15 protein-coding genes are annotated in these 16423 nt (G+C 64.7%); 12 read left to right on the forward strand and 3 right to left on the reverse strand.

Going from position 1 to position 16423, the window contains the following annotated elements; all coding sequences use genetic code 11:
- The first annotated feature begins 2 nt into the window (after window positions 1-2).
- From KI611_RS01050 to KI611_RS22120, 3 genes are all read left to right on the forward strand, one after another.
- Complete coding sequence (locus tag KI611_RS01050) at window positions 3-935, forward strand: branched-chain amino acid ABC transporter permease (RefSeq protein WP_226417996.1); 933 nt, start codon at window positions 3-5, stop codon at window positions 933-935.
- A gap of 1 nt (window position 936) precedes the next feature.
- On the forward strand, window positions 937-1698 hold the full coding sequence (locus KI611_RS01055; RefSeq protein WP_226417997.1) for an ABC transporter ATP-binding protein: 762 nt from the start codon (window positions 937-939) through the stop codon (window positions 1696-1698).
- 122 nt (window positions 1699-1820) lie between these two features.
- Window positions 1821-3137 carry an ATP-binding cassette domain-containing protein gene (locus KI611_RS22120; RefSeq protein ID WP_319002321.1) on the forward strand — a complete coding sequence of 439 codons (1317 nt, stop codon included), beginning with the start codon at window positions 1821-1823 and terminating at the stop codon, window positions 3135-3137.
- 28 nt (window positions 3138-3165) lie between these two features.
- On the opposite strand, the gene KI611_RS01070 is transcribed toward KI611_RS22120, so the two are convergent.
- Entirely contained in the window at window positions 3166-3963 is a 798-nt protein-coding gene (locus tag KI611_RS01070; protein WP_226417998.1) for an IclR family transcriptional regulator, read from the reverse strand.
- A 168-nt stretch (window positions 3964-4131) separates the two neighbouring features.
- On the opposite strand from KI611_RS01070, the gene KI611_RS01075 reads away from it, so the two are divergent.
- The 8 genes from KI611_RS01075 to KI611_RS01110 are packed head-to-tail and all read left to right on the forward strand — an operon-like array spanning window position 4132 to window position 12464.
- A complete protein-coding gene (locus tag KI611_RS01075) occupies window positions 4132-5100 on the forward strand; it encodes an MBL fold metallo-hydrolase (protein WP_226417999.1) in 969 nt (322 codons plus the stop codon).
- 52 nt (window positions 5101-5152) lie between these two features.
- Window positions 5153-6826, forward strand: a complete 1674-nt coding sequence (locus tag KI611_RS01080; RefSeq protein ID WP_226418000.1) for an FAD-dependent oxidoreductase — start codon at window positions 5153-5155, stop codon at window positions 6824-6826.
- Window positions 6827-6836: 10 nt separating this feature from the next.
- A complete protein-coding gene (locus KI611_RS01085) occupies window positions 6837-7061 on the forward strand; it encodes a DUF2783 domain-containing protein (protein ID WP_226418001.1) in 225 nt (74 codons plus the stop codon).
- A 10-nt stretch (window positions 7062-7071) separates the two neighbouring features.
- A complete protein-coding gene (locus KI611_RS01090) occupies window positions 7072-7611 on the forward strand; it encodes a VOC family protein (RefSeq protein WP_226418002.1) in 540 nt (179 codons plus the stop codon).
- A gap of 6 nt (window positions 7612-7617) precedes the next feature.
- Window positions 7618-8634 carry a fumarylacetoacetate hydrolase family protein gene (locus KI611_RS01095; protein ID WP_226418003.1) on the forward strand — a complete coding sequence of 339 codons (1017 nt, stop codon included), beginning with the start codon at window positions 7618-7620 and terminating at the stop codon, window positions 8632-8634.
- The gene (locus KI611_RS01100; protein WP_226418004.1) at window positions 8631-9833 is read left to right on the forward strand and encodes a multidrug effflux MFS transporter; all 1203 of its coding nucleotides are present in this window, start codon (window positions 8631-8633) and stop codon (window positions 9831-9833) included. Before KI611_RS01095 ends, KI611_RS01100 begins: the two co-directional genes overlap by 4 nt.
- A gap of 13 nt (window positions 9834-9846) precedes the next feature.
- Entirely contained in the window at window positions 9847-10494 is a 648-nt protein-coding gene (maiA, locus tag KI611_RS01105; protein WP_226418005.1) for a maleylacetoacetate isomerase, read from the forward strand.
- Between the two features lie 17 nt (window positions 10495-10511).
- Window positions 10512-12464: an acetoacetate--CoA ligase gene (locus KI611_RS01110; protein ID WP_226418006.1), complete on the forward strand. Its 1953-nt coding sequence runs from the start codon at window positions 10512-10514 to the stop codon at window positions 12462-12464.
- Here KI611_RS01110 and KI611_RS01115 read toward each other — a convergent pair.
- Window positions 12461-13570: an acyltransferase family protein gene (locus KI611_RS01115; RefSeq protein ID WP_226418007.1), complete on the reverse strand. Its 1110-nt coding sequence runs from the start codon at window positions 13568-13570 to the stop codon at window positions 12461-12463. The two genes, KI611_RS01110 and KI611_RS01115, sit on opposite strands and share 4 nt — an antisense overlap.
- Before the next feature lie 67 nt (window positions 13571-13637).
- On the reverse strand, window positions 13638-14930 hold the full coding sequence (gene yegQ / locus KI611_RS01120) for a tRNA 5-hydroxyuridine modification protein YegQ (RefSeq protein ID WP_226418008.1): 1293 nt from the start codon (window positions 14928-14930) through the stop codon (window positions 13638-13640).
- Between the two features lie 36 nt (window positions 14931-14966).
- On the opposite strand from yegQ, the gene rng reads away from it, so the two are divergent.
- Complete coding sequence (gene rng, locus KI611_RS01125) at window positions 14967-16418, forward strand: ribonuclease G (protein ID WP_226418009.1); 1452 nt, start codon at window positions 14967-14969, stop codon at window positions 16416-16418.
- Window positions 16419-16423: the final 5 nt, after the last annotated feature.

Consider the following 16423-nt stretch of genomic DNA (forward strand, 5'->3'; position numbering starts at 1 on the left):
CGATGAAGAAGAACGCCTATTTCGGCCTGTATATCGTCATCGCCATCCTCGTCGTGCTGCCGTTCGTGGTGCCCAACAGCTTCTATCTCGATCTGGTCATCCGCATGGCGATCAACGCCGTAATCGTCCTCGGCCTCAACCTGCTGATCGGCTTCGCCGGCCAGATCAGCATGGGGCATGCCGGCTTCCTCGGCATCGGCGCCTACGCCTCGGCCGTGCTGCCGACCCACTTCGGCTGGCATCCAGTCCTCGCCATGGCGGCCGGGGCGCTCGCCACCGGCCTGCTGGCCGGCCTGGTCGCCCGGCCGATCTTCAAGCTGAAGGGCCACTATCTGGCGATGGCGACGCTCGGCCTCGGCATCATCATCAACATCGCGCTGCGCAACGAGGCGACCTGGACCGGCGGGCCGGACGGCATGCCGGTCCCGACCATGGGCCTGTTCGGTTTCGATCTCGCCAGCGACAAGCACTGGTACTGGGTCGTCGCGCTGCTGCTTTCGGTCAGCGTCTGGGCCTCGCTCAACCTGATCGACTCGCCGTTCGGCCGTGCCCTGCGCGCCCTGCATGGTTCGGAGGTCGCCTCGCAGGTGGTCGGCGTCGATGTCGTCCGCTACAAGGTGGCGATCTTCGTCATGTCGGCCGTCTTCGCCAGCCTGATGGGCAGCGTCACGGCGCACTACGTCGGCTTCGTGACGCCCAATCTGGCCGATTTCTTCCATTCCATCGAACTGGTCACCATGGTGGTGATCGGCGGCATGGCCTCGGTCTATGGCTCGCTGGTCGGCGCCGTGCTGCTGACCGCCTTGCCGCAGGCGCTGGCCACGTTCGAGGGCTGGGAAACCGTCGCCTTCGGTTCGATCCTGATGTTGTGCATGATTTTCATGCCCAAGGGACTGGTGCCGACGCTGGCCGCCAAGTTCGGGAAGGGAGACTGATATGGCACTGCTCGATGTCCAGGATCTTTCCATCCACTTCGGTGGCGTCAAGGCGGTACAGAACGTCAGCTTCAGCATCGACGCCGGCATCGTCTATGCGGTGATCGGCCCGAACGGCGCCGGCAAGACGACGCTGTTCAACCTGATTACCGGGGTGTACAAACCGACCAGTGGCGAAATCCGCCTCGACGGTGAAGCGATCGGCGGCAAGTCGCCGAACGAACTGGCCACCCGCGGCGTCGCCCGGACTTTCCAGAACCTGCAGATCTGCATGAACATGAGCGCCATCGAGAACGTGATGGTCGGCGCCCACCTGCGGCTCGACCGCAACCTGCTCAAGGCGGCGCTGCGTCTGCCGACGCTGAAGCGGCGCGATGCCGAGATGCGGGCCGAGGCAGCCGAGTTGATGCGCTTCGTCGGCCTCGAGCAATTCATCGAGGCGCGCGCCGACTGCATGCCCTACGGCGCGCTCAAACGGCTGGAGATCGCCCGGGCGCTGGCCATGAAGCCGCGCCTGATCTTCCTCGACGAGCCGGCGGCCGGCCTCAATCCCAAGGAAACCATCGAGGTCGATCATCTGGTTCGCAAGGTGGCCGATTCCGGCGTCACCGTGGTGCTGGTCGAGCACGACATGAAGATGGTGATGAACCTCTCGGACCGCATCCTGGTGCTCGACTACGGCAAGAAGCTGGCCGAAGGCACGGGCGAGGAAGTCCGCCAGAATCCCGACGTGATCGCCGCCTATCTCGGCGCGCACGCCTGATTCCGTTCCCGGCCCACCCATGACTTTGTCAACTTCGCCTCGCCGTGCAACTTGCATTGTCTTCGGCTCGCCTTCGCGTCCTCGGCGAGCCGGGAACGGAATCGAAGAATTAGGAGTTTGATATGGAAGCATTGCGCATCATCAGCGAAGACCATCGCAACCTGTGGCGCATCGTCGCCACCATCGATCTCGTGGCCGATGAGATGGCCGCCGGCAGCAAGGTCGATCCGGCCTTCTTCAGCTCGATTTTCGATTACATCGAACAGTTCATGGATGCCTGCCACCACGCCAAGGAGGACGATCACCTGTTCCCGTTGCTGCGGGCGCGCAGCGCCGACGCGGCGGCCATTCTCGATCGCCTGCAGGCCGAGCACCGCAACGGGCCGGAAGTCCTCAAGTCGCTGCGCGGCAAGCTGGCCGAAACGGCGGCTGGGCAACTCGGCAACGCCGAATTTGCCGCTGCCCTGCGGACCTATACGGAAAGCTTGAAGAACCACATCCGCACCGAAGAGAAGGATGCCATGCCGCTGGCCCGCGAGGTGCTGACCGCGGAGGACTGGGCGCAGATCGACCGGGCCTTTCTCGACGGCGAGGACCCGCTGTTCGGCGAGAAGGCGAAAGCCGAATTCCGCGAACTGTTCCACCGCATCGCCAGCCTTGCGCCGGAATCGATCGGCCTGGGCGGGCAGAGCGCCGGCGAACTGCAGCCGGGTGTCGGGGTGCCGGGCGGCGACGTCCTGCTCGCGGTATCCGGCATGGAAAGCTGCTATGGCCGGATCAAGGCGCTGAAAGGCATCGATTTCGAGGTGCGGCGCGGTGAAACCATCGCCCTGGTCGGCGCCAACGGCGCCGGCAAGACGACCTTCCTGCGCACGCTGTCGGGCGTTCAGCCGATGAGCGGCGGCACGATCCGCTTCGCCGGCGAGGACATCAGCAAGCTGCGTTCCGACATGCGCATGCGCCAGGGCATCTGCCAGAGCCCGGAGGGGCGGCAGGTCTTCGGGCCGCTGTCGATCGAGGACAACCTGCGGCTCGGCGCCTACACCCAACCCAAGGGCCAGGTCGCCGAGGACATGGAGAAAATCTTCGCGATGTTCCCGATCCTCAAGGAAAAGCGCGCCCTGCCGGCCGGCACCTTGTCCGGCGGGCAACAGCAGATGCTGGCGATCGGCCGGGCGCTGATGGGCCGGCCCAAGCTGCTACTGCTCGACGAGCCGTCGATGGGCCTCGCACCGCTGCTCGTCCAGGAAGTGTTCAACGTCGTCAAGACGCTGAAGGCGCAGGGCATGACCATCATCCTCGCCGAACAGAACGCCTTTGCCGCGCTGGCCATCGCCGACCGCGGCTACGTGCTGGAAACCGGCCACATCACGCTGACCGGCACCGGCCAGGAGCTGATCAGCAACGAGCAGGTGCGCGCCGCGTACCTCGGCATGTAGCCGCCGGGATCGAGGCGGCAGCCGTGACTCAGTGGGCCGACGCGTTGAAGCCGAGATCGGCCGAGATGGCGGCGGCCGTTTCCTTCAGGGCGCGGGCATTGGTGCAGTCCCAGTCCGGATCGAAGCCGCCGGTCGGGCCGACGATGGTGATGACGAGGACGATATGGCCGTTGTGATCGAAGACTGGCACGGAAAAGGCGCTGACGCCGGCAATCGGCTGGCCGATGGCGCGCGCCATGCCGTGGGCGCGGACCTCGGCCAGGGCCGGCTGCATTTCCTGCCAGTTGCGGCGCTCGCCGATGATGTGCGGAAAGGCGTCCGGGTGCATCGATTCCTCGACGAAGCGCTCGATCATCCGGGCCGGCATGTAGGCGCCGAAGACCAGGCCGGTGGCGGTCGTTAAGGACATCACGGTGCCCGTCCGGAGGTTCATGTGAATCGGATGGCTGGATTCTTCCAGATGCACCACCGTCGGGCCGGCATTGCCCCAGACCGCCAGCGCCACCGTGTGATGGATGCGCTGTTCGAGCTCGACCGCCGCCGCGGTGGCCAGGCGCACCGGATTGAGCTGGCGCAGGCAGGCCAGGCCCATGTGCAGGGCCAGCCGGCCGAGGGCGTAACGCCCGGAGACCGGGTCCTGGCTGACCAGCCCGAGCTTGCCGAAGCTGACCAGATAGGGGTGCGCCTTGGCCGCGGTCATCTGCGCTTCCTGGGCGAGCTGTTTGAGCGACATCGCGCCGCCCGATTTGGCCAGCGCCGTCAGCAGTTGCCCGCCGACCTCGATGGATTGAATGCCGCGCCGTTCTTTTTCGTCTTCGTGCTCCATGGCCTTCCTGCCGGTCTATCCCTGACGGGGGCCACCTTAGCGGGAGTGCGCCGGGCGGTCAATGGCAAACCCGTTTGCCCATGTTTCAATGTTCGCCATTAACAAATGCATTGACTATTAACGAATGCAAATCTAAATTACGTTCATCGTCCAGTAAAGGAATTCACCATGACCAAAAAGTTTGCCTCCGTCGCCGATCTCGCCGTCAAGAAAACCACCTTCGCCCAGTTGTCCGCCCATTGCTGGGCCTATACCGCCGAGGGTGATCCCAACACCGGCGTCATCATCGGCGACGATGCCGTGCTGATCTGCGATGCGTTGGCCACCCCGGTGATGGCCCAGAGCCTGATCGCCGAGATCCGCAAGATCACCGACAAGCCGATCAAGTACGTCGTCCTCTCGCATTACCACGCCGTCCGCGTGCTCGGCGCTTCCGGCTACAAGGCCGCCGGCATGCAGGAAATCATCGCCAGCCAGGGCACCTACGAGATGATCGTCGAGCGTGGCGAACAGGACTGGAAGTCGGAGTACGAGCGCTTTCCCCGGCTGTTCGATGCCTACGACTCGATCCCCGGCCTGACCTGGCCGACGCTGGTGTTCAAGGACGAAATGACGCTGTGGATGGGCAAGGATCTGGAAGTCAAGATCATGCACGTCGGCCCCGGCCACACCAAGGGCGACACCATCGTCTGGGTGCCGTCCGAGAAGGTGCTGTTCTCCGGCGATCTGGTCGAAGCCGACGCCGCCTGCTACACCGGCGATGCCCAGCTCGAGGAATGGCCGGCAACGCTCGATGCGCTGGCTGCTTTCGGCGCCGAAAAGCTGGTGCCCGGCCGCGGTCCTGCTCTCGATACGCCGGAACGCGTCGCGGCTGGCCTGGCCTATACCCGCGATTTCGTCACCACGCTGCTGGCCTCGGCCAGGGAAGCGGTCGCCCAGGGCCTCAACCTGAATCAGGCGATGGCGCATTGCCGCAAGGCGATGGACCCGAAGTTCGGCCAGGTCTTCATCTACGAACACTGTCTGCCCTTCGACGTTACCCGGGCGGTCGATGAAGCGAGCGGCATCAAGCATCCGCGCATCTGGACGGCGGAACGCGACAAGGAGATGTGGCACGGCCTGCAAGCGGCGGAGTAAAGACCGCTCCCCCTCGCTGGGGCGCGGCCATAACGAGAACGAGGAGACAAAAATGCTGAGTACCTATCAATACCCGAAGTACGAGTACGTCCAGCCGCCGGAACAGAAAAGCGGCGTAACCAAGCGTTATCCGGTGGTCATCGTCGGCGCCGGGCCGGTCGGCCTGGCCGCGGCGATCGAGCTGGCGCAGTCCGGCGTGCCGGTCGTTGTGCTCGACGACGACGACACCGTCTCGGTCGGCTCGCGCGGCGTCTGCTACGCCAAGCGCGCTCTCGAAGTACTTGACCGCCTCGGCGTCGGCGATGCCTGCGTCGCCAAGGGCGTCAGCTGGAATGTCGGGCGCACCTTCTTCCGCGAGGAAGAGGTCTATAACTTCAACCTGCTGCCGCAGCCCGACCACAAGCGCCCGGGCATGATCAACCTGCAGCAGTACTACCTCGAGGAATACGAGGTCAAGCGGGCGAAGGAATTGCCCAACCTCGACCTGCGTTTCAGGAACAAGGTCGTCTCGGTGGCGCCCGAAGGCAACGGCGCGACGCTCCAGGTCGAAACGCCGGACGGCATCTACACGCTGGAAACCGACTGGCTGGTGGTGGCCGATGGCGCGCGCAGCGGCATCCGCCGGATGATGGACCTGGAGATCGAAGGCAAGATCTTCATGGATCGTTTCCTGATCGCCGATGTGGTGATGAAGGCCGATTTCCCGGCCGAGCGCTGGTTCTGGTTCGATCCGCCCTTCCATCCGGGGCAGTCGGTGCTGTTGCACCGGCAGGCCGACAATGTCTGGCGCATCGACTTCCAGCTCGGCTGGCAGGCCGATCCGGAAGAAGAGAAGAAGCCGGAAAAGGTCATCCCGCGCATCAAGGCGATGCTCGGCGACGACCGCGAGTTCGACTTGGAATGGGTCAGCGTCTACACCTTCCAGTGCCGGCGGATGCACAAGTTCCGCCATGGTCGCGTACTGTTCGTCGGCGACGCGGCGCACCAGGTGTCGCCGTTCGGCGCCCGCGGTGCCAACTCCGGCATCCAGGACACCGACAACCTGTGCTGGAAGCTCAAGCTGGTCATCGACGGCCAGGCCCCGGCCGCCCTGCTCGACAGCTATGGCGAAGAGCGCGAGTTCGCGGCCGACGAGAACATCATGAACTCGACGCGCTCGACCGACTTCATCACGCCAAAGAGCAAGACCTCGCTGACCTTCCGCAATGCCGTGCTGACCCTTGCTCGCGACCATGCCTTCGCCCGGGCGCTGGTCAATTCCGGCCGCCTGTCGGTGCCGTCGTATCTCACCGAATCGCGGCTCAATACGCCGGATGGCTCGGCCTTTGCCGGCGACATGGTGCCGGGGGCGCCGATGGACGATAGCCCGATGCGCGAAAACGGCAGCGATTTCTGGTTGCTCGACCGGGTCGGCCAGCGCTTCATGGCGCTCGTCCATGTCGGCGACCCGGCGGCGCTCGATGCCGCGACGGCGCGCCGCTTCAAGGCACTGGCCGACGCCGGCATCCCGCTCGAGGTGGTGCTGGTTTCGCCGATAGCCGGCCAGGCGCCGGAAGGCCTGCGCGTCTTCGAGGATTACACCGGCCGTTTCGCCGAGCGTTACGACAGCGAGCCGGGCACCGTTTACCTGCTGCGCCCCGACCAGCATGTCGCCGCCCGCTGGCGCAGCTTCGATGCGACCCGCCTGAAGGCCGCGCTGGCCCGCGCCACCTGCAACGTTCAATAAGGAGCCGGACATGGCACTCAATCTGAAGCCCAATTTCACCGAGCCCGGCAAACGCTATTTCCGCGCCTTCACGCCCGGCGACGACTTCTACGAAGCACTGATCGACACTCACCGCGACCTGTCGGACGAGCAGAGCGCGCTGGTCAACGCCAAACTGATCCTGCTGCTGTCCAACCATATCGGCGACATCGCCGTCCTCCGCCAGGCGATGCAGATCGCCCGGGCCGGCGTTTAAGGAGAACTCCATGAAAATCGAGAGAATTCACCACGTGGCCTACCGCTGCAAGGATGCCAAGGAAACCGTCGAGTGGTACGGCAAGTACCTGAACATGGGTTTCGTGCTGGCGATCGCCGAAAACGAGGTGCCGTCGACCAAGGAGCCGGACCCCTACATGCACGTCTTCCTCGACGCCGGCCACGGCAATGTCCTGGCCTTCTTCGAGTTGCCGACCAAGCCGCCGATGGGGCGCGATCCGAATACCCCGACGTGGACCCAGCACATCGCCTTCGAGGTCGATTCGCTTGAGTCGCTGCTCGAAACCAAGGCCAAGCTGGAAGCCGACGGCATCGCCGTCGTCGGGCCGACCGATCACACCATTTTCAAATCCATCTATTTCTTCGACCCGAGCGGCCATCGCCTCGAACTGGCGGCCAACACCGGCACGCCGAAAATGGCCAAAATGCTCGACGAAGTGAAATGGGACATGCTCAACGAGTGGGCGATAACCAGGAAGGCGCCGCAACATGCGCGCTGGATGCACGATGGCAGCTATGCCGGGGAGTAAGCCGCAATGAAACTAGCCACCCTGAAAAAAGGCGGCCGCGACGGCACGCTGGTCGTCGTCAACCGCCAGATGACCCATTGCCGCCCGGTGCCGGCCATCGCCCGCACGCTGCAGGCGGCGCTCGACGATTGGCCGGCGGTCGAGCCGCAGTTGCGCCAGATCTACGAAGCGCTGAACAGCGGCGCGCTCAGCGATCCCGATCCGTTCGACCCGGCGGCCTGCCATTCGCCGCTGCCGCGCGCCTATCAATGGGCCGACGGCTCGGCCTACGTGAACCATGTCGAACTGGTCCGCCGGGCGCGCGGCGCCGAACTGCCGCCCGAATTCTGGAACGATCCGCTGATGTACCAGGGCGGTTCCGACTCTTTCGTCGGGCCGCGCGATCCGATCCTGGCCCGTTCCGAAGACTGGGGCATCGATCTCGAAGCCGAGGTCGCGGTGATCACCGGCGACGTCCGGATGGGCGCGACGCCGGAACAGTGCGCGCCGGCCATCCGACTGCTCATGCTGGTCAATGACGTGTCGCTGCGCAACCTGATCCCGGCCGAACTGGCCAAGGGCTTCGGCTTCTTCCAGTCGAAGCCGGCCAGCGCCTTCAGCCCGGTCGCCGTGACCCCCGACGAACTCGGCGCCGACTGGCGCGAGGGCCGGGTGCATCGGCCGCTCACCGTGCATCTGAACGGCCAGCTGTTCGGCCGGCCGGATGCCGGCACCGACATGATCTTCAATTTCCCGCAACTGCTGGCGCATGTCACCCGGACGCGCGACATGGCGGCCGGCTCGATCATCGGCTCCGGCACCGTCTCCAACAAGCAGGGCGGCCTGCACGGCTCGTCGATCGCCAACGGCGGGGTCGGCTACTGCTGTCTGGCCGAAGTGCGGATGTACGAGACCATCGAATCGGGCAAGCCGCAGACCGCTTTTCTGAAGTTCGGCGACCGCGTCCGGATCGAGATGTTCGACCGCGCCGGGGCCAGCATCTTCGGTGCCATCGAGCAGCGCGTCGCCCCCTACCCGGGGTGAGCGCCTCGCCAGCCGCGGCGTCGCCATCCTTCCGGCTGGCGGCGCTGCTGACCACGCTGGTCGCCCTCGGCCCGCTGTCCACCGATCTCTACCTGCCGTCGCTGCCGACGCTGGCCAGGGTCTTTGCCACCGACGCCGCGCGCATCCAGCTGACGCTGTCGGTCTTCCTCGCCGGCTTTGCCGTCGCCCAGCTGGCCTACGGCGCGCTGTCCGACCGCTTCGGCCGCCGGCCGCTGATGCTCGGCGGCCTGCTGCTCTATTTCGTCGCTTCGCTCGCTTGCCTGTTCGCCGACAGCGTCGAAACGCTGATCGCCGCCCGTTTCGTCCAGGCGCTCGGCGCCTGTGCCGGGCCGGTGCTCGGTCGGGCGATCGTCCGCGACGTCTGGGGGCCGGTCGAGGCGGTGCGCGTGCTCGCTTACGTCAGCGGCGCGATGGCCCTGGCGCCCTTGCTTGGCCCGACGCTCGGCGGTTACCTGACGGTATGGTTCGGCTGGCAGGCCAACTTTGCATTGCTGGTGCTGTTTTCGTTGCTGCAGATCGGCGCGGTCTGGTTCTGGCTGGCCGAAAGCAATGGCCATCGCGATCCGACCGCGACCCGGCCCGGGCGCATTTTGGCCAATTTCCGGATCCTGCTGGCCGACCGCAACTATCTCGGCTATCTGCTCGCCCTGTCCTTTTCCTACAGCACGCTGTTCGCCTTCATCTCCGGATCGTCATTCGTGCTGATCGGCCGTTTCGGCCTGTCGCCGCAGCTTTTCGGCCTGTCCTTCGGGCTGGTCGTCGCCGGCTATCTGGCCGGCAGCATGCTCTCCGGCAAACTGGTCCGGCGCTTCGGCGGCGACCGCCTGCTGCTCGCCGGTGCCTGGCTCGGCGCGCTGGCCGGGGCGACCATGTGGGGCCTTGAAGCGGCCGGCCCACGGCATGTCGCGGCGCTGCTCGGGCCGATGTTCTTCGTCACGCTGGCCGTCGGTCTGGTGATGTCGAATGCCGTCGGCCAGGCGCTCGCCCCTTATCCGAAAATGGCCAGCGCCGCGTCGTCGCTGATGGGTTTCTGCCAGATGGGGATCGGCGCGCTGGTCGGCATGCTGGTCGGCCACGGCGTCGATGGCGCGGCAACTGTCCTGCCGATGACAGTCGCCGGGTGCGCCTTGCTGGTACCTTTATGCCATCTTGCGCTGGTCCGTCATCCAGCCCCCTGATTCCGGAGTTGTCATGCTCAAGTTGTACAGTTATTTCCGCAGTTCCGCTGCTTACCGGGTGCGCATCGCGCTCAATCTGAAGGGCCTGCCTTACGAAACGGTGCCGGTGCATCTGCTGCGCGATGGCGGCCAGCAGAACCAGCCGGGCTATCGCGCCCTGAGCCCGCTCGGCACGGTGCCGACGCTGGATGCCGGGGCGGGGGCGATGACCCAGTCGCTGGCGATCATCGAATACCTCGACGAAACGCATCCGCTGCCGCCGCTGATGCCGGCCTCGGCCGAAGGGCGGGCGCGCGTCCGGGGGCTGGCTCAGACCATCGCCTGCGACATCCACCCGGTGAACAACCTGCGGGTGCTCAACTACCTGGGCCGTGAATTCGGCGCCAGCCAGGAGCAGAAGGATGCCTGGTATCGCCATTGGGTGATCGAGGGTCTGCTCGCCATCGAACAGATGCTGGTTGCCCAGCCGGGCACCGCCACTTTCTGTCACGGTCAGGCGCCGACGCTGGCCGATTGCTGTCTGGTGCCGCAGGTCTTCAATGCGCGCCGTTTCAACTGCGCCCTCGATAAAATGCCGACCATCCAGCGCATCGTCGCCGCCTGCGAGGCGCTGCCCGCTTTCCAGAATGCCGCGCCGGCCAATCAGCCGGACGCCGAGTAAAAAATACCGGAGACGACATGACTTACGCCATCGATTCAACCCCGTTGTGGAAACCCAATCCCGCCACCGTCGGCGACACGCGCATGGCGCAGTTCATGCAGGCAATGGGCCGGGCGCCCTATGCCGAGCTGTGGCAGTGGTCGGTGGACCAGCCGGCCGAGTTCTGGTCGCAGATCTGGCGCTTTTGCGGCGCGGTCGGCGAAGCAGGCGGTCGCGTCCTGGTCGATGGCGAGAAAATGCCGGGTGCCCGCTGGTTCCCGGATGCCCGGCTGAACTACGCGGAAAACGTGCTGAAGCATCGCGATGCCGGCGAAGCGTTGGTTTTCTGGGGCGAGGACAAGATCAAGCGGCGGCTGAGCCGGGCCGAACTGCATGGCGAAGTCGCCCGCTTCCAGCAATTCCTGATCGCCGCCGGGGTCGGCGAGGGCGACCGGGTCGCCGGCTACCTGCCCAATCTGCCGGAGACGCTGATCGCCATGCTGGCGACCACGGCGCTCGGCGCCATTTGGTCGTCCGCCTCGCCCGATTTCGGCGTGCAGGGCGTGCTCGACCGTTTCGGCCAGATCGAACCGAAGGTGCTGATCTGCGTCGACGGCTACTGGTACAACGGCAAGCCGGTCGATTGCCTGGAAAAGAACGCCGAGATCGTTGCGAAAATGCCGTCGCTGCTCCGCACCGTCGTCGTGCCGTATCTCGCTGCCGCCCCGGCCATCGATCGCATCGCCGGGGCCATCGCCTGGAATGCCTTGCCGGCCGCAACCGAGGCGGTCAGTTTCCGGCGCGTTGCTTTCGAGCATCCGCTGTTCATCATGTTTTCCAGCGGCACCACCGGCGTCCCGAAATGCATCGTCCATTGCCACGGCGGCGTGCTGCTGCAGCACCTCAAGGAACACCAGTTGCACAGCGACGTGCGGCCCGGCGACCGGCTGTTCTACTTCACCACCTGCGGCTGGATGATGTGGAACTGGCTGGTTTCCGGCCTGGCCTGCGGCGCCACGCTGCTGCTCTACGACGGTTCGCCGTTCGCCGCCAAGGGCAGGGTGCTGTTCGACTATGCCGAAGCCGAGAAAATGACCCATTTCGGCACTTCCGCCAAATTCATCGACGCAGCCGCCAAGCTCGGCCTGACGCCGGGCAAGACGCACGACCTGACAGCGCTGCGCGCCATGTTCTCGACCGGCAGCCCGCTGTCGCCGGAAGGTTTCGACTGGGTCTATCGCGAGATCAAGCAGGACATCCTGCTCGCCTCGATTTCCGGCGGCACTGACATCGTTTCCTGCTTCGTGCTCGGCAACCCGGTGTTGCCGGTCTATCGCGGCGAAATCCAGTGCCGCGGCCTGGGCATGGCCGTCGATGTGTTCAACGACGCCGGCCAGCCGGTCCGTTCCGAAAAAGGCGAGCTGGTGTGCACCAAACCGTTTCCGGTGATGCCGGTCGGTTTCTGGAACGACCCCGACGGCCGGAAATACCACGCCGCCTACTTCGAGCGCTTCGCCGACATCTGGTGTCACGGCGACTTCTCGGAACTGACGGCACACGATGGCGTGATCATCTACGGCCGCTCCGACGCGACGCTGAACCCCGGCGGGGTGCGTATCGGCACGGCGGAAATCTACCGCCAGGTCGAGCAGCTACCGGAAATCGCCGAAGCGCTGGTGGTCGGCCAGGACTGGCCGCCGGGCAAGAACGACGATGTCCGCGTCGTGCTGTTCGTCAAGCTGCAGGACGGTCACACGCTGGATGCGGCGCTGATCGACCGGGTCAAGAAACAGATCCGCGACAACACGACGCCGCGTCACGTCCCGGCCAAGGTGGTGCAGGTGACGGACATTCCGCGCACCAAGTCGGGCAAGATCGTCGAACTGGCGGTGCGCAACGTCGTGCATGCGCAGCCGGTGAAAAACGTCGAAGCGCTGGCCAACCCGGAAGCGCTGGAATACTTCCGGGGGCGGGTCGAACTGGCCGATTAGGCGCGGCGGGCGAGCAGGGTGGCCAGGCCGGGCACCTTGCGCGCCAGTTCCTCGCCCTTGTCGAACAGCCCGCCGAGCGCCGCGGTAATCCGCTGGCTGGCGGCCGGACTTTCGATCCAGCGGTAGAACAGCGTGGCCGCGCCGATGCTGGCGGCGAGGGCGAGCAGCAGGCCGACAATGGCCGAGGCGGGTGAGGCGAACTCTAGCTTGGCGTATAGGCCGTTCACCAGCAGCAAGACCGGGAAGTGCACCAGGAAGATCGAGTAGGAAATCTGGCCGAGAAAGCTCAGCGGCCGGATATCCGGCCATTTTTCCAGGAAGCCGGTGCGGCGGCCGAAGCCGAGCAGCAGCGCGATGCCGAGGGCGAGCACGATGCGCAGGCGGAAATCGACGATCAGCGTGGCGATCACCACGGTGGCGATGACCCCCAGCCAGGCCGACATCTGCCGGCGGTCGGAGGCCCACCAGGCGGCGGCGCCGAGTCCGTAGGAACCGAAGAAATAGAGCGCCCAGTTGTCCCATTCGGCATCGCGGTTGAACCAGAACAGCGATGCGATCGCCACGCTCAGCACGAGCGCCGGGGCGACCAGTTTGCGGCGACCGAGCCAGAGCAGCATGGCCATCAGCGCGAAGAGCTGGAAGTCGATGGCGATATACCAGACGCCGGCCGACAGCGAATCGAAGCCGAGCAGGCTTTGCAGCAACAGGGCATGGGCCAGCCACTGCTTGAAGGTGGCGCGGGCCGGGATGGCGTCGTCATCCATCCAGTGATCGGCGATGGCGGCGCTGGCAATGGCCAGTCCGATGGCGGCCAGATAGGGCACGACCAGTCGCAGATAGCGTTTCCAGATCAGCGGCAGCGGCGAGGCGCCGAGCGCCTGACCGTTGGCCGACAGCCCGCGGGCGGCGAGAAAGCCGGCGATGACCAGGAAGACCTGGACAGCCATCCGGCCATAGCCGTAGAGCCAGCCGAAGGTGTCGGGGAAAGCCTCGCTCGCCACCGCGGCGAGCGGGCCGTAGGAAGAGAAGTGATTGAGCAGGACAAGGATGGCCGCGATCGCCTTGAGGGTGTCGATCAGCGGCATGCGGTTGCTGGGGTGACTCATGGGGGGATTTTACCCCCGTTTGCTGCGGTGCACCAAACGAGGTTCCTATCTATATATATGGATATAGCTAAACAAAACGCGCGACGAAGGAATTGGTGTACAAGGCCGGCAAATCGATCCACACCCGGTGCCCGCTGCCCGGGGCGACGGTGATCGGCTGGCCGGCCTTGTTTTCCATGCGGCTCAGCAATGAAATGTGGTTGCCGGACGGATGCACGCATTCGATACGGTCGCCGACGCTGAAGCGGTTCTTGACGACGATTTCCATCAGGCCGCGCGCCGCGTCAAAACCGATTGCATCGCCCACGTAGAGGCTGCGGTCCGATTCGGAATGGCCGCGCAGGTAGTTCTGATAATCGGCATCGTGGTGGCGCTGGTAGAAGCCGTCGGTGTAGCCGCGGTTGGCCAGTCCGTCGAGTTCGCGCAGCAGCGAAGGGTCGAGCGGCTTGCCGGCGACTGCGTCGTCGATTGCCTGACGATAGGACTGGGCGGTGCGCGCGACGTAGTAGGCGCTCTTGGTCCGTCCCTCGATCTTCAGCGAGTCGATGCCGATCTCGACCAGGCGCTGGACATGCTCGATGGCGCGCAGGTCCTTCGAATTCATGATGTAGGTGCCGTGCTCGTCTTCCTCGATCGGCATCAGCTCGCCCGGACGCTGTCTTTCCTCGAGCAGGATTTCCTGCTCGGGATGGCTGTAGAACGACACGGGCTGATTCGTCGCCACGCCGGGGTTATCCGAGGTCGATACCTTGTAGTCCCAGCGGCAGGAGTTGGTGCAGCTGCCCTGGTTCGGGTCGCGGTGGTTGAAGTAGCCGGAGAGCAGGCAGCGGCCGGAATAGGCGATGCACAGCGCGCCATGGATGAAGACTTCGAGTTCGATGTCCGGGCATTGCTGGCGGATCTCAGCCACTTCGTCGAGCGACAGCTCGCGCGACAGGATGATGCGGGTCAGTCCGAGTTTTTTCCAGAAGCGTACCGCCGCCCAGTTCACCGTGTTCGACTGGACCGACAGATGCACCGCCTGTTCCGGCCAGGTTTCGCGGACCATGTCGATCAGTCCGGGGTCGGACATGATCAGCGCGTCCGGTTTCAGGGCGACGACCGGCGCCATGTCGGCCAGGTAGGTGGCGAGCTTGGCGTTGTGCGGGAAGATGTTGCTGACGACGAAAAACTGCTTGCCGCGGGCATGCGCTTCGTCGATCCCTTCCTTCAGCGCAGCGACCGTGCCGAACTCGTTATTGCGCACGCGCAGGCTGTAGCGCGGCTGGCCGGCATAGATCGCATCGGCGCCGAAATCGAAGGCGGTGCGCATCATCTGGATCGAGCCGGCAGGGGCTAGGAGTTCGGGGGCTTTGAGCATAGTAGAATCAGGCAAAACCTTGGATTCTATCCCCTCATGTCCGAAGAAATACTGATCAATTTCACACCGCAGGAAACCCGCGTTGCCGTGATGCAACAAGGTGTGGTCCAGGAACTGCATATCGAGCGCACGGCGAGCCGTGGCCTGGTCGGCAATGTTTATCTCGGCCGCATCTGTCGCATCCTGCCCGGCATGCAGTCGGCATTCATCGATGTCGGCCTGGATCGCACGGCCTTCCTGCATGTGGCGGATATCTGGCAGCCGCGCGAAACGACGACCGAGCGGCCGATCGAGAAAATTCTTTTCGACGGCCAGAGCATCGTCGTCCAGGTCGTCAAGGATCCGATCGGCACCAAGGGGGCCCGACTGTCGACGCAGATTTCGATCGCCGGGCGGATGCTGGTTTACCTGCCGCAGGAAAAACATATCGGTATTTCGCAACGCATCGAAGCGGAGTCCGAGCGCGAAGCGCTACGCGAAAGGATCACCCGGCTGGTCCCGGCCGATGAAACCGGGGGCTTCATTGTCCGGACGATGGCCGAAAATGCCAGCGACGAGGAATTCGCCACCGACATCGCCTACCTGCGCAAAATCTGGGCCGATATCAGGGACAAGGCGCGCACCTGCGCGCCGCCCTGCGTCCTCTATCAGGAGCTTTCGCTGAGCCAGCGCGTGCTGCGCGATTTCGTCAATCCGGAAACGGCGCGCATGGTCATCGACTCCCGCGAAAATTTCCAGAAACTGAGTGCCTTTGCCCAGGAGTTCACGCCCGCCGTCCTGCCGCTGCTCGACCATTACACCGGCCAGCGCCCCTTGTTCGACCTGCACGGCGTCGAGGAGGAAATCCAGAAAGCGCTGGCCCGCCGCGTCGACCTGAAATCGGGCGGCTACCTGATCATCGACCAGACCGAGGCGATGACGACCATCGACGTCAATACCGGCGGCTTTGTCGGCGTCCGCAACTTCGACGACACGATCTTCAAGACCAACCTCGAAGCGGCGGTCACCATCGCCCGCCAGCTAAGATTGCGGAACCTCGGCGGCATAATCATTGTCGATTTCATCGACATGGAGAACGAGGAACACAAGAAAGCCGTGCTCGACGAATTCAACAAGGCGCTGGCCCGCGACCACACCCGGCTGACGGTAAACGGCTTCACCGCCCTCGGTCTGGTCGAAATGACCCGCAAGCGGACGCGCGAGTCGCTGGCCCATGTGCTGTGCCAGCCTTGCCCGACCTGCGGTGGACGCGGCGAGGTCAAGACGGCGCGCACCGTGGCCTATGAAATTCTCCGCGAACTGCTGCGCGAGGCGCGCCAGTTCAATGCCCGTGAATACCGCATCCTGGCAGGGCCGGCGGTCGTCGACCTGTTTCTCGACGAAGAGTCGCAGTCGCTGGCCATGCTATCCGATTTCATCGGCAAGGCCGTTTCGCTGCAGTCCGAACCGAGCTACTCACCCGAGCAGTACGACATCGTCCTGATGTAATGACC

The sequence above is a fragment of the Dechloromonas denitrificans genome (assembly GCF_020510685.1).
In the GTDB taxonomy this organism is placed as follows: Bacteria; Pseudomonadota; Gammaproteobacteria; order Burkholderiales; family Rhodocyclaceae; genus Azonexus; species Azonexus denitrificans_A.

Bases quoted from the DNA above. Each gene is read 5' to 3' on its own strand.
- KI611_RS01055 (WP_226417997.1), top strand. From the start codon at position 937: ATGGCACTGCTCGATGTCCAGGATCTTTCCATCCACTTCGGTGGCGTC.
- yegQ (WP_226418008.1), bottom strand. From the start codon at position 14,930: ATGCTCAAAGCCCCCGAACTCCTAGCCCCTGCCGGCTCGATCCAGATG.
- KI611_RS01080 (WP_226418000.1), top strand. From the start codon at position 5,153: ATGCTGAGTACCTATCAATACCCGAAGTACGAGTACGTCCAGCCGCCG.
- KI611_RS01070 (WP_226417998.1), bottom strand. From the start codon at position 3,963: ATGGAGCACGAAGACGAAAAAGAACGGCGCGGCATTCAATCCATCGAG.
- rng (WP_226418009.1), top strand. From the start codon at position 14,967: ATGTCCGAAGAAATACTGATCAATTTCACACCGCAGGAAACCCGCGTT.
- KI611_RS01075 (WP_226417999.1), top strand. From the start codon at position 4,132: ATGACCAAAAAGTTTGCCTCCGTCGCCGATCTCGCCGTCAAGAAAACC.
- KI611_RS01050 (WP_226417996.1), top strand. From the start codon at position 3: ATGAAGAAGAACGCCTATTTCGGCCTGTATATCGTCATCGCCATCCTC.
- maiA (WP_226418005.1), top strand. From the start codon at position 9,847: ATGCTCAAGTTGTACAGTTATTTCCGCAGTTCCGCTGCTTACCGGGTG.
- KI611_RS01090 (WP_226418002.1), top strand. From the start codon at position 7,072: ATGAAAATCGAGAGAATTCACCACGTGGCCTACCGCTGCAAGGATGCC.
- KI611_RS22120 (WP_319002321.1), top strand. From the start codon at position 1,821: ATGGAAGCATTGCGCATCATCAGCGAAGACCATCGCAACCTGTGGCGC.
- KI611_RS01095 (WP_226418003.1), top strand. From the start codon at position 7,618: ATGAAACTAGCCACCCTGAAAAAAGGCGGCCGCGACGGCACGCTGGTC.
- KI611_RS01115 (WP_226418007.1), bottom strand. From the start codon at position 13,570: ATGAGTCACCCCAGCAACCGCATGCCGCTGATCGACACCCTCAAGGCG.
- KI611_RS01110 (WP_226418006.1), top strand. From the start codon at position 10,512: ATGACTTACGCCATCGATTCAACCCCGTTGTGGAAACCCAATCCCGCC.
- KI611_RS01085 (WP_226418001.1), top strand. From the start codon at position 6,837: ATGGCACTCAATCTGAAGCCCAATTTCACCGAGCCCGGCAAACGCTAT.